Annotated in this window: 13 protein-coding genes; 11 read left to right on the forward strand and 2 right to left on the reverse strand. The window is 60.7% G+C overall.

All coding sequences use genetic code 11. The annotated features are described in order from the left end of the window. The first annotated feature begins 121 nt into the window (after positions 1-121). From QK296_RS18150 to QK296_RS18170, 5 genes are all read left to right on the forward strand, one after another. Positions 122-625: an ureidoglycolate lyase gene (locus QK296_RS18150; protein ID WP_003192823.1), complete on the forward strand. Its 504-nt coding sequence runs from the start codon at positions 122-124 to the stop codon at positions 623-625. 51 nt (positions 626-676) lie between these two features. Continuing rightward, positions 677-1,960 carry a urate hydroxylase PuuD gene (locus QK296_RS18155; protein WP_003192825.1) on the forward strand — a complete coding sequence of 428 codons (1,284 nt, stop codon included), beginning with the start codon at positions 677-679 and terminating at the stop codon, positions 1,958-1,960. A gap of 195 nt (positions 1,961-2,155) precedes the next feature. Further along, the gene (locus QK296_RS18160; protein WP_003192826.1) at positions 2,156-3,499 is read left to right on the forward strand and encodes a nucleobase:cation symporter-2 family protein; all 1,344 of its coding nucleotides are present in this window, start codon (positions 2,156-2,158) and stop codon (positions 3,497-3,499) included. Between the two features lie 44 nt (positions 3,500-3,543). Further along, positions 3,544-3,912, forward strand: a complete 369-nt coding sequence (locus tag QK296_RS18165; protein ID WP_137204238.1) for a hypothetical protein — start codon at positions 3,544-3,546, stop codon at positions 3,910-3,912. 23 nt (positions 3,913-3,935) lie between these two features. Beyond that, positions 3,936-4,721 carry an outer membrane protein OmpK gene (locus QK296_RS18170; protein WP_003192827.1) on the forward strand — a complete coding sequence of 262 codons (786 nt, stop codon included), beginning with the start codon at positions 3,936-3,938 and terminating at the stop codon, positions 4,719-4,721. A 108-nt stretch (positions 4,722-4,829) separates the two neighbouring features. Here the strand turns inward: QK296_RS18170 and QK296_RS18175 are convergent, their stop codons facing one another. Further along, a complete protein-coding gene (locus QK296_RS18175; protein ID WP_282391147.1) occupies positions 4,830-5,978 on the reverse strand; it encodes a patatin-like phospholipase family protein in 1,149 nt (382 codons plus the stop codon). A gap of 30 nt (positions 5,979-6,008) precedes the next feature. Then, positions 6,009-6,944, reverse strand: a complete 936-nt coding sequence (locus QK296_RS18180; protein ID WP_003192830.1) for a lipid A biosynthesis lauroyl acyltransferase — start codon at positions 6,942-6,944, stop codon at positions 6,009-6,011. Positions 6,945-7,063: 119 nt separating this feature from the next. Here QK296_RS18180 and minC point away from each other — a divergent pair, with 119 nt between their 5' ends. The 6 genes from minC (at position 7,064) to QK296_RS18210 (ending at position 11,760) form a co-directional block, all read left to right on the forward strand. Next, positions 7,064-7,801: a septum site-determining protein MinC gene (minC, locus tag QK296_RS18185; protein ID WP_003192832.1), complete on the forward strand. Its 738-nt coding sequence runs from the start codon at positions 7,064-7,066 to the stop codon at positions 7,799-7,801. 199 nt (positions 7,802-8,000) lie between these two features. Beyond that, the gene (minD, locus tag QK296_RS18190) at positions 8,001-8,813 is read left to right on the forward strand and encodes a septum site-determining protein MinD (RefSeq protein ID WP_003192835.1); all 813 of its coding nucleotides are present in this window, start codon (positions 8,001-8,003) and stop codon (positions 8,811-8,813) included. A 3-nt stretch (positions 8,814-8,816) separates the two neighbouring features. Then, positions 8,817-9,071, forward strand: a complete 255-nt coding sequence (gene minE / locus QK296_RS18195) for a cell division topological specificity factor MinE (protein WP_003175252.1) — start codon at positions 8,817-8,819, stop codon at positions 9,069-9,071. A gap of 201 nt (positions 9,072-9,272) precedes the next feature. Beyond that, positions 9,273-9,908 (forward strand): RluA family pseudouridine synthase, encoded by a 636-nt coding sequence (locus QK296_RS18200; protein WP_003192838.1) that lies wholly within the window; start codon positions 9,273-9,275, stop codon positions 9,906-9,908. Between the two features lie 195 nt (positions 9,909-10,103). Further along, positions 10,104-11,393 (forward strand): M18 family aminopeptidase, encoded by a 1,290-nt coding sequence (locus tag QK296_RS18205; RefSeq protein WP_003192841.1) that lies wholly within the window; start codon positions 10,104-10,106, stop codon positions 11,391-11,393. A 190-nt stretch (positions 11,394-11,583) separates the two neighbouring features. Further along, on the forward strand, positions 11,584-11,760 hold the full coding sequence (locus QK296_RS18210) for a hypothetical protein (RefSeq protein WP_282391148.1): 177 nt from the start codon (positions 11,584-11,586) through the stop codon (positions 11,758-11,760). Positions 11,761-11,767 lie beyond the last annotated feature (7 nt).

The following is an 11,767-nucleotide window of genomic DNA, read 5'->3' on the forward strand; positions in this document are numbered from 1 at the left end:
CACGCTCTGCGTGGGGATGCACCCCGTGACGCTCCGCGTCACACAGCGGACGCAGAGCGTCCAGGGCAGCGTTCCCACGCAGAGCGTGGGAACGATCTATAGACAAGACAAGAAGACAGCCATGCGCACACTGATGATCGAACCTTTGACCAAAGAAGCCTTCGCCCCCTTCGGAGACGTTATCGAAACCGACGGCAGCGATCACTTCATGATCAACAACGGGTCGACCATGCGCTTTCACAAACTGGCCACGGTCGAAACCGCGAAGCCGGAAGACCACGCCATCATCAGCATCTTCCGCGCCGACGCGCAGGACATGCCGCTGACTGTGTGCATGCTGGAGAGACACCCGCTGGGCAGCCAGGCTTTCATTCCGCTGCTCGGCAACCCCTTTCTGATCGTGGTCGCGCCACTTGGCGATGAACCTGTATCAGGCTTGGTCCGCGCCTTCGTCACCAACGGCAGGCAGGGCATTAATTACCATCGCGGCGTCTGGCACCACCCGGTGCTGACGATCGAAAAGCGGGATGACTTCCTGGTGGTTGATCGCAGTGGCACAGGCAATAACTGCGATGAGCATTTTTTCAAAGAGGATGAGCGGTTGATCCTCGCCCCCCACCAATAAGAGAAGGTCTGATCACCCGACAACAAGGGTGACAGGCGAGAGGTAAAGACTGTGGAAGCACATCTGTTGGAATGGCTGAACCTGAGCGTGCGCTGGGTTCACATGATCACTGGCGTCGCCTGGATCGGCGCTTCTTTCTACTTCGTCTGGCTGGAAAACAACCTTAATCGCGTCAACCCCAAGAACGGCCTGGCCGGTGACTTGTGGGCGATCCACGGTGGCGGTATCTACCACCTGGAAAAATACAAACTGGCCCCGCCGACCATGCCGGACAACCTGCACTGGTTCAAATGGGAAGCCTATTTCACCTGGATGTCGGGCGTCGCGCTGCTGTGCGTAGTGTTCTACCTCAACCCCACGCTGTACCTGCTCGCCCCCGGCAGCAGCCTCAGCGGCACCGAAGGCGTGTTGCTGGGCATCGGCTCACTGTTCGCCGGCTGGTTCATCTACTCCTTTCTGTGCGACTCGGCCCTGGGCAAACGCCCTGCCCTGCTCGGCTTGATCCTGTTCGTGCTGTTGATTGCGGCGGCTTACGGCTTCAGCAAGGTATTCAGCGGCCGGGGTGCCTACCTGCACGTGGGTGCGGTGATCGGCACGATCATGGTGGGGAACGTGTTCCGCATCATCATGCCGGCCCAACGCGCGCTGGTGGCGGCCATCGCCGAGAACCGCACACCCGACCCGGCGCTGCCGGCCAAGGGCCTGTTGCGCTCACGCCACAACAACTACTTCACCTTGCCAGTGCTGTTCATCATGATCAGCAACCACTTCCCGAGCACCTATGGCAGCCAATACAACTGGCTGATCCTGGCCGGGATCGCGGTGGCGGCGGTGTTGGTGCGCCATTACTTCAACACCCGGCATGACAGCCAGAAGTATGCGTGGACCTTGCCGGTGGGCGCGTTGGCAATGATCAGCCTGGCCTACGTGACCGGGCCCAAGCCGGCTGAACCGATTGCCAAGGCACCGGCGGCGATTGAGTATCAGCCGCTGCCGGAAACCGCCTTGGGCGGTGGCTTGAAACCCGCCGCGCCTGCCGCACCCGCCGCTGAACCGGCACCAGCCCAGGCCACCACGGACTTCGGTCAGGTGCACCACGTGATCGAGCAACGCTGCACCGTGTGCCATTCGGCCAAGCCCACCAGCCCGCTGTTCAGCACCGCTCCGGCTGGGGTGATGTTCGACACACCGGCACAGATCCAGCAGCAGGCGGCGCGCATTCAAGCGCAGGCCGTGGCCAGCCAGATCATGCCGCTGGGCAACATTACCCAGATGACCCAGCAGGAGCGGGATTTGATTGGCACCTGGATCAACCAGGGGGCCCGTACCAACTGACTGTTTCACACCGTTCCCATGTGGGAGCTGGCTTGCCTGCGATAGCGGTAGATCACCAACGCTTTCGTTGACTGACACACCGCCATCGCAGGCAAGCCAGCTCCCACAAGGGAGATCAGTGATGGCTTGAAGATTGAGTTTCATCCGGCAATTGAATGCCAAACAACACAAAAATAAAAAGATTCGAGGTGTTGCATGTCCCAGTTAGAAACGCAGACTCCTGCCGCGCCCGCCATGGTGCGGCTGCCCCTCTTGCAATTGATTCTGGTAGGCCTGCAACACGTCTTGCTGATGTACGGCGGTGCCGTCGCCGTGCCCCTGATCATTGGCCAAGCCGCCGGCTTGAGCCGTGAAGAAATCGCCTTTCTGATCAACGCCGACCTACTCGTAGCCGGTATTGCCACCATGGTGCAGTCGTTCGGCATCGGCCCGATGGGGATCCGCATGCCGGTGATGATGGGCGCCAGTTTTGCCGCCGTGGGCAGCATGGTCGCCATGGCCGGCATGCCCGGTATCGGTTTGCAGGGCATCTTTGGCGCGACCATCGCCGCCGGGTTCTTCGGCATGCTGATCGCGCCGTTCATGTCCAAGGTGGTGCGCTTTTTCCCACCGCTGGTGACCGGTACGGTGATCACTGCCATCGGCCTTTCGCTGTTTCCCGTGGCGGTGAACTGGGCCGGCGGAGGTAGCGCCGCCGCCACGTTTGGCTCGCCGGTCTACCTGGCGATTGCCGCCCTGGTGCTGGGCACAATCTTGCTGATCAACCGCTTCATGCGCGGCTTCTGGGTGAACATCTCGGTGCTGATCGGCATGGGCCTGGGTTACGCGCTGTGTGGCGTGATCGGCATGGTCGACCTCAGTGGCTTGGCCCAGGCGCCATGGGTGCAGGTGGTAACGCCGTTGCACTTTGGCATGCCCAAGTTCGAGTTGGCGCCAATCCTGTCGATGTGCCTGGTGGTGGTGATCATTTTTGTCGAGTCCACCGGCATGTTCCTCGCCCTGGGCAAGATCACCGGCCAGGAGGTCACGCCGAAGATGCTGCGACGCGGCCTGTTGTGTGATGCCGGCGCGTCGTTCTTTGCCGGCTTCTTCAACACCTTTACCCACTCCTCCTTCGCCCAGAATATCGGCCTGGTGCAGATGACCGGCGTGCGCTGCCGCTCGGTCACGCTCATGGCCGGCGCGTTCTTGATCGTGCTCAGCCTGCTGCCCAAGGCGGCCTATCTGGTGGCGTCGATTCCACCTGCGGTACTCGGCGGCGCGGCGATTGCGATGTTCGGCATGGTGGCGGCAACCGGGATCAAGATTCTGCAGGAAGCCGACATCGCCGACCGCCGTAACCAGTTGCTGGTGGCAGTGAGTATCGGCATGGGCCTGATCCCCGTGGTACGCCCGGAGTTCTTCGCACAGCTGCCGTTGTGGATGAGCCCGATTACCCACAGCGGCATCGCCATGGCCACCCTCAGTGCGCTGTCGCTGAACATCCTGTTCAACATTCTCGGCGGCGCTGAGCGCCCCGAAGTCGCACATACGCATTGATTCCTTTGTTAGTACAAAAATAACAACAAACAGGGAACACCCACATGCACAACCTTGACATGGGGCCGGCCACACGCCGCGCCCCATTCTTGCCCCTCGCGCTCTGTTACAGCGCACTTGAGCCCAGGCCTGGGAGCCAGTATTCTCCGCGCCCGCTCGAATCGACTCAAAAAAAAACAGCGAATGTAAAAGCTGACCTCAAGGCCAACTTATCCCGGCCTGATGTTTGCTGCCAAAGTGCACAAAAGTCCCCTGAATTCGACTGCATCCGCTGCAGCCGACGGGGATTTTTTGGCTTTTTGAACACCTTGGCGCAGCTCTTGCTAAAAGCATCAAAGCTGACCGAACAGACGATTTTTGCAGCGAACCAAAAGGCGCCACACCAGAGCGCCTGCGTAGAAGAAAAACCATAAAATTTTAACTCGGGAGCAACCGAATGAAACCTATGTTCAAAGGCCTGATGCTGGCAGGATCACTGTTGGCCGGTGGCCAAGCCGTAGCCGGTGACTTGTTGCAGTGGCAGAACAACAGCCTGACTTACCTGTGGGGCAAGAGCTTTACCGTCAACCCGCAGATCCAGCAAACCGTCACCTTCGAACATGCCGACGCGTGGAAGTATGGCGATAACTTCTTCTTCCTAGACCGTATCTTTTACAACGGCAAGGAAGACGGCAATGTCGGCCCGAATACTTACTACGGCGAGTTCAGCCCGCGTTTGTCGTTCGGCAAGATCCTGGACAAGGACCTGTCGTTCGGCCCAATCAAGGACGTGCTGCTGGCCTTCACCTACGAGTTCGGCGAGGGCGATAACGAGTCCTACTTGCTGGGCCCGGCATTCGATTTGAACATTCCCGGTTTCGACTACTTCCAGCTGAACTTCTACCAGCGCCAGACCGAAGGCAATCGCCCGGGTGACGGCGTGTGGCAGATCACCCCGGTGTGGTCGTACACCATTCCCGTGGGTAATTCTGACGTGCTGATCGACGGTTTCATGGACTGGGTGGTGGATAACGACAAGAACGCCCGCGGCACTTACCACGCCAACCTGCACTTCAACCCACAGGTCAAATACGACTTGGGCAAAGCCTTGCATTGGGGCGACAAGCAGTTGTATGTGGGTTTTGAATACGACTATTGGAAGAACAAATACGGGATTGAAGACAGCGGCGCTTTCAAGACGACTCAGGACACGGCAAGCTTCCTGGTCAAGTACCACTTCTAAAGGTTGATCGCGGTTCCTTGTGGGAGCTGGCTTGCCTGCGATCGCGGTGTGTCTGTGCCAGCAGTGTTGGCTGGCATACCGCTATCTCAGGCAAGCCAGCTCCCACATTCAGTTCGGCGTCAGGCCGAGGAAACGGGTGATTTCTTCGCGCTTGGCCAAGGCATCCTTGCGCCCCAGTTCGATCAACTCGCTGCAATACCCCGCCTCGAACAACAGATAACTCAACACCCCCGCGCCGCTGGTCTTGGTCGCCCCAGGCCCCCGCAAAAACACACGCAGTGCCGCCGGCAATTCCTGGCGATGTCGCGCGGCGATTTCATCGATGGGCTGGCTGGGGGCAATCACCAGCACCTCCACTGGCGCCAGGCCCTGGACCACCGCATCCACAGGCACGACGCGGCTGAACTGGTTCAAGCGCTCCAGCAGCTCGATATCGCTTTCCAGGCTGTCAATGAACGTACTGTTGAGCATGTGCCCGCCAATTTGCGCCAGGGTCGGTTGCTGGCCGGTGTAAGTGCGTTGCACCGAAGGTTCATTGCCCCGAGGGTTGCCACTCACCCCCACCACCAACACGCGACTGGCGCCCAGGTGCAAGGCCGGGCTGATGGGGGCGGACTGGCGCACCGCGCCATCGCCGAAGTACTCCTGGCCGAGTTTGACCGGGGCAAACAGCAGCGGGATCGCCGAACTGGCCAGCAGGTGCTCTACGGTCAATTGGGTGGGCACACCGATACGCCGATGGCGCAGCCAGGCATCAATGGTGCCGCCGCCCTGATAGAAGGTCACCGCTTGCCCGGACTCATAACCAAACGCGGTCACCGCCACCGCCTGCAAATGCTGGCGACGGATCGCCTCGTCGATGCCGTCCAGGTTCAAGCGCTCCTGCAACAGCTCGCGCAGCGGTGAGCTGTTGAGCAACGCCACCGGCACCTGGGCGCCCAGGCCCAGCAGGCTGTGGATCAGGAAACGACTGGCCTGGCGCATCACCCCCGGCCAGTCACTGCGCAGCACCTGGTGGCTGCGAAAGCCCTGCCAGAAGGACGTCAGCCGTTGGATGGCCGCGGAAAAATCGCTGGCGCCACTGGCCAGGCTCACCGCATTGATCGCACCAGCGGAGGTGCCGACGATCACCGGAAAAGGATTCGCTGCCCCCGCAGGCAGCAACTCGGCAATCGCCGCCAACACCCCCACCTGATACGCCGCGCGCGCCCCGCCGCCGGAAAGAATCAAACCTGTGACCGGTTCCGCTGGGCGCATTGCGTCACTCCATGTGAGAAGGGGTTGGGGTTATCGACGGCGCTTTTCGTACAACTTGGGCTCACCCGGTGGCCGGCTCTTGAACCGGCGGTGCGTCCACAGGTATTGCTCGGGGCATTCGCGCACCGAGGCTTCGACCCACTGGTTGATGCGCAGGCAGTCGACCTCGTCGGTTTCACCCGGGAAGTCGGTCAGCGGCGCATGGATTACCAGGCGGTAACCGCTGCCGTCAGCCAGGCGCTCCTGGGTAAACGGCACCACCAGCGCCTTGCCCAGGCGGGCGAACTTGCTGGTGGCGGTGACGGTGGCGGCCTGGATGCCGAACAGCGGCACGAAGATGCTTTGCTTGGCGCCGTAGTCCTGGTCTGGCGCGTACCAGATGGCCCGGCCGGCGCGCAGCAGCTTGAGCATGCCGCGCACGTCGTCACGCTCCACGGCCAGGGAATCGAGGTTGTGGCGTTCACGACCACGGCGCTGGATAAAGTCGAACAGCGGGTTGCCGTGTTCGCGGTACATGCCGTCAATGGTGTGCTTCTGCCCCAGCAGCGCCGCGCCGATTTCCAGGGTGGTGAAGTGCAGCGCCATGAGAATCACGCCCTTGCCTTCCAACTGCGCCTGCGTAAGGTGCTCCAACCCTTCGACATGGGCCAGGCGCGCCAGGCGCGGCTTGGGCCACCACCAGCTCATGGCCATTTCAAAGAAGGCGATGCCGGTGGAAGCGAAGTTTTCCTTGAGCAGGCGTTTACGTTCCTTGGCGGATTTTTCCGGGAAGCACAGCTCAAGGTTGCGCGCCGCAATACGGCGACGATCGCCCGCCACGCGGTACATGCCCGCGCCCAGCAAGCGACCAATGGTCAACAGCGCCCGATACGGCAATTGAGTGACCAGCCACAGCAGGCCGAGCCCCAGCCATAGCAGCCAAAAACGCGGGTGAAGAAATACAGCTCGAAAACGCGGGCGATCCATTACAGATTCCGGTAAAGACAAGGGCCGCGCATTCTACAACGGTTCGACTCGGCTTGCGGCGGGTGAGTGTTCTCGTTATAAGTCTCGACACTTTTCGTGACAAGCCGCTTTCGCCGACCATGAGCCAAACCGAACCGCTAGACCAAGATCCCGTGTTCCAGCTAAAAGGCAGCATGCTCGCCATTACCGTGCTGGAACTGGCCCGCAATGACCTCGACGCCCTGGACCGCCAACTGGCCGCCAAGGTCGCCCTGGCGCCGAACTTCTTCAACAACGCCCCGCTGGTGCTGGCGCTGGACAAGCTGCCGGCTGGCCAGGGCGTGATTGATTTGCCCGGCCTGATGCGCGTATGCCGTTCCCACGGCCTGCGCACACTGGCGATCCGCGCCAGCCGCATCGAAGACATCGCCGCCGCCATCGCCATTGAACTGCCAGTACTGCCACCGTCCGGCGCCCGCGAGCGTGCGCTGGAGCCATTGGTCGGCGAAGAAAAGAAAAAACCGGAAAAACCACCCGAGCCTGCGATCAGGCCTACAAAGATCATCACCTCGCCGGTACGCGGCGGGCAGCAGATTTACGCCCAGGGTGGCGACCTTGTGGTGGTCTCCTCGGTCAGCCCGGGGGCGGAACTTCTTGCCGATGGTAACATCCATGTATACGGCCCGATGCGCGGACGCGCCCTGGCCGGCATCAAGGGTGATACCAAGGCGCGTATTTTTTGCCAGCAGTTGACCGCTGAGCTGGTTTCCATCGCGGGTCAGTACAAGGTTTCCGAAGATTTGCGCCGCGATCCACTGTGGGGCGCTTCGGTACAGGTCAACCTGTCGGGCGATGTGTTGAACATCATCCGTCTTTAACGGATACTGCCGCATTTTCCAAGCATCTCTAGACTCTGATAGCAAAGCGAAACCGGCAAGACTTGTGTAGGACTTTTTGGAAGTTGGTGTTTCCCCATGGAAACCTCGGCTTTTTCCTGCAAAGGCTGTCCGCCTGCGGCGAGTTTCAAGAGATGTTTTTCAGGGACCGAAAGTCCTTTTTCCTTAGGGGTGAAACACCTTGGCCAAGATTCTCGTGGTTACATCCGGCAAGGGTGGTGTGGGTAAGACCACCACCAGCGCCGCTATCGGTACCGGCCTCGCTCTGCGCGGCCACAAGACAGTCATCGTCGACTTCGACGTCGGCCTGCGTAACCTTGACCTGATCATGGGCTGCGAGCGTCGCGTGGTGTACGACTTCGTCAACGTGGTGAACGGCGAAGCCAACCTGCAACAGGCCCTGATCAAGGACAAGCGCCTTGAGAACCTGTACGTGCTGGCCGCCAGCCAGACCCGCGACAAAGACGCGCTGACCAAAGAAGGCGTGGGCAAAGTCCTCGCCGAGCTCAAGGAAACCTTCGAATACGTAGTATGCGATTCGCCGGCCGGTATCGAAACCGGTGCTCACCTGGCGATGTACTTCGCCGACGAAGCCATCGTGGTGACCAACCCGGAAGTGTCCTCGGTACGTGACTCGGACCGCATGCTCGGCCTGTTGGCCAGCAAGTCCAAGCGCGCCGAAGAAGGCCAAGACCCGATCAAGGAGCACCTGCTGCTCACCCGCTACAACCCGGAGCGCGTCAACAACGGCGAAATGCTCGGTGTTGAAGACGTGAAGGAAATCCTCGCCGTGACCCTGCTGGGCGTGATTCCGGAATCCCAGGCCGTGCTGAAAGCATCCAACCAGGGCGTACCGGTGATTCTCGACGACCAGAGCGACGCCGGCCAGGCGTACAGCGATGCCGTGGATCGCTTGCTGGGCAAGACCGTGGAACACCGCTTCCTCGATGTCAAGAAGAAGGGATTCTTCGAGCGTATCTTTGGAGGCAACTAAACAATGAAATTTCTCGACTTCTTTCGCGCCAACAAAAAACCCAGTACCGCATCGGTCGCGAAAGAGCGTCTACAGATCATCGTGGCGCACGAACGCGGCCAACGCAGCACCCCGGACTACCTGCCAGCCTTGCAGAAGGAACTGGTCGAGGTGATCCGCAAGTACGTCAATATCGGCAACGATGACGTGCATGTCGCCCTGGAAAATGACGGCAGCTGCTCGATTCTGGAACTCAATATCACCCTGCCCGATCGTTGATCGAACGGGCGGTCGCCACGGCGGCTCTGCTACCTGGCCCTGTACTGCTGTAGGAGCGAGCTTGCTCGCGAAAAACCTGAGAACACCGCGTTTAACCTCAATGAACGCAGTGCCGATAAGTTCTTCGCGAGCAAGCTCGCTCCTACAGGGTGAGGGGGCGGTCAGTGGAGCCGCCGTTGGTGTTTGTTACGAGGCTGTTTAATGCCGCTGTCCAATATCCATATCCTGCATCAGGACGACGCTGTCCTGGTGGTGAACAAGCCCACCCTGCTGCTCTCGGTGCCTGGCCGCGCCGACGACAACAAGGACTGCCTGATCACCCGCCTGCAGGAAAACGGCTACCCCGAAGCCCGCATCGTCCATCGCCTGGACTGGGAAACTTCGGGGATCATCCTGCTGGCCCGGGACGCGGATACCCACCGCGAACTGTCCCGCCAGTTTCACGACCGCGAAACAGAAAAGGCCTACACCGCCCTGGCCTGGGGCCAACCGGCACTGGACAGCGGCAGTATCGACCTGCCCCTGCGCTACGACCCGCCGACCAAGCCCCGCCATGTGGTGGACCATGAGTTCGGCAAACATGCGCTGACCTTCTGGAAAGTGCTGGAGCGTTGCGGCGACTGGTGCCGCGTGGAGTTGACACCGATCACCGGGCGTTCGCATCAGCTGCGCGTGCATATGTTGTCCATCGGGCATCCGTTGCTGGGTGATGGCTTGTACGCCCATGAACAAGCCTTGGCCGCCTGGCCACGCCTGTGCCTGCATGCAAGCATGCTCAGCTTCACCCATCCGCAAAGCGGCGAGCGCCTGCGCTTCGAGTGCCCAGCGCCTTTTTGAAGGGCGGATGCGGTCAAATGTGGGAGCTGGCTTGCCTGCGATAGCGGCGTGCAAGCCAATACATCTTGCACAGAAAGACCGCTATCGCAGGCAAGCCAGCTCCCACAGGGTTTGGTGTGGTTCTCGACCCTGCACGCTCACTCCAAATATCTGGCCAATACGGTAAACTCTCGCCACTGCTGTCTGGAGCTATTTATGCGCGAAGCGTTGAATCAAGGCCTGATCGACTTCCTCAAGGCCTCCCCTACTCCTTTTCATGCCACTGCCGCCCTGGCCCAGCGCCTGGAAGCCGCCGGCTACCAGCGTCTCGACGAGCGCGACACCTGGGCCACCGAGGCCAACGGTCGCTACTACGTGACCCGCAACGATTCCTCGATCATCGCCTTCAAGCTCGGCCGCCAATCGCCGCTGCAAGATGGTATCCGCATGGTCGGCGCCCACACCGACAGCCCGTGCCTGCGGGTCAAGCCCCAGCCGGAGCTGCAACGCCAGGGCTTCTGGCAACTGGGTGTGGAAGTCTACGGCGGCGCGCTGCTGGCACCCTGGTTCGACCGCGACCTGTCCCTGGCCGGGCGTGTCACCTTCCGCCGCGATGGCAAGGTCGAGAGCCAACTGATCGACTTCAAGCTGCCGATCGCCATCATTCCCAACCTGGCCATTCACCTCAACCGTGAAGCCAACCAAGGCTGGGCGATCAATGCCCAGACCGAGCTGCCGCCGATCCTCGCGCAGTTTGCCGGTGACGAGCGCGTGGACTTTCGCGCCGTGCTCACCGAGCAGTTGGCCCGCGAGCATGGGTTGAATGCCGATGTGGTGCTCGACTACGAGCTGAGTTTCTACGACACCCAAAGTGCCGCCGTGATCGGCCTCAATGGCGACTTTATCGCTGGTGCGCGCCTGGACAACCTGCTGTCGTGCTACGCCGGTTTGCAGGCCTTGCTCACCAGCGACACCGATGAAACCTGCGTGCTGGTGTGCAACGACCACGAAGAAGTCGGTTCCTGCTCAGCCTGCGGTGCCGATGGCCCGATGCTGGAACAGACCCTGCGTCGCCTGCTGCCCGAAGGTGAAGAATTCGTACGCACCATTCAGAAATCCCTGCTGGTGTCGGCAGACAACGCCCACGGCGTGCACCCCAACTACGCCGAGAAACACGACGCCAACCACGGTCCGAAACTCAACGCCGGCCCGGTGATCAAGGTCAACAGCAACCAGCGCTACGCCACCAACAGCGAAACCGCCGGGTTCTTCCGCCACCTGTGCATGGCCCAGGAAGTGCCGGTGCAAAGCTTCGTGGTACGCAGCGACATGGGCTGTGGCTCGACCATCGGCCCCATTACCGCCAGCCACCTGGGCGTGCGTACGGTGGACATCGGCTTGCCGACCTTTGCCATGCACTCGATCCGCGAGCTGTGCGGCAGCCATGACTTGGCGCACCTGGTCAAGGTGCTGGGGGCGTTCTACGCCAGTCGCGATTTACCCTGAGACCGAGGCGCGCCCATCGCGGGCAAGCCCGCTCCCACATTTGATCTGTGAATGCATTTCAGTGTGGGAGCGGGCTTGCCCGCGATGGGTTTCCAAACAGATGTAAGGCTATCTGACTCACATCAACTGCACTTCTGCCAATCCGGCCTAGACTTGTCAGAACTTCCAGTCCGACAAGGCCGCCCCCGCCATGATCTCAATGTCCTCCTTCCACTCCATGCTGATCCCCATCCTGATCGGCATGATCATGCTCGCGGTCGGCTTCAACTTTCGTGACAAGCCTCTGGGCGTGTTTGGCATGTGGATCGGCATGCTGTTGATCCTTGGCACCGTGCTCTACAAGATCCTCGCAAAACTGGCGCAGTGACAAATGC

Origin of the sequence: Pseudomonas sp. AL10 (genome assembly GCF_029960685.1) — a bacterium.
GTDB lineage: Bacteria > Pseudomonadota > Gammaproteobacteria > Pseudomonadales > Pseudomonadaceae > Aquipseudomonas > Aquipseudomonas lactis.

Coding starts and splice junctions, on each gene's coding strand:
- QK296_RS18150 (WP_003192823.1), top strand. CDS start 122: ATGCGCACACTGATGATCGAACCTTTGACCAAAGAAGCCTTCGCCCCC.
- QK296_RS18200 (WP_003192838.1), top strand. CDS start 9,273: ATGCCGCTGTCCAATATCCATATCCTGCATCAGGACGACGCTGTCCTG.
- QK296_RS18170 (WP_003192827.1), top strand. CDS start 3,936: ATGAAACCTATGTTCAAAGGCCTGATGCTGGCAGGATCACTGTTGGCC.
- QK296_RS18180 (WP_003192830.1), bottom strand. CDS start 6,944: ATGGATCGCCCGCGTTTTCGAGCTGTATTTCTTCACCCGCGTTTTTGG.
- minE (WP_003175252.1), top strand. CDS start 8,817: ATGAAATTTCTCGACTTCTTTCGCGCCAACAAAAAACCCAGTACCGCA.
- QK296_RS18210 (WP_282391148.1), top strand. CDS start 11,584: ATGATCTCAATGTCCTCCTTCCACTCCATGCTGATCCCCATCCTGATC.
- QK296_RS18175 (WP_282391147.1), bottom strand. CDS start 5,978: ATGCGCCCAGCGGAACCGGTCACAGGTTTGATTCTTTCCGGCGGCGGG.
- minC (WP_003192832.1), top strand. CDS start 7,064: ATGAGCCAAACCGAACCGCTAGACCAAGATCCCGTGTTCCAGCTAAAA.
- QK296_RS18165 (WP_137204238.1), top strand. CDS start 3,544: ATGCACAACCTTGACATGGGGCCGGCCACACGCCGCGCCCCATTCTTG.
- QK296_RS18160 (WP_003192826.1), top strand. CDS start 2,156: ATGTCCCAGTTAGAAACGCAGACTCCTGCCGCGCCCGCCATGGTGCGG.
- QK296_RS18205 (WP_003192841.1), top strand. CDS start 10,104: ATGCGCGAAGCGTTGAATCAAGGCCTGATCGACTTCCTCAAGGCCTCC.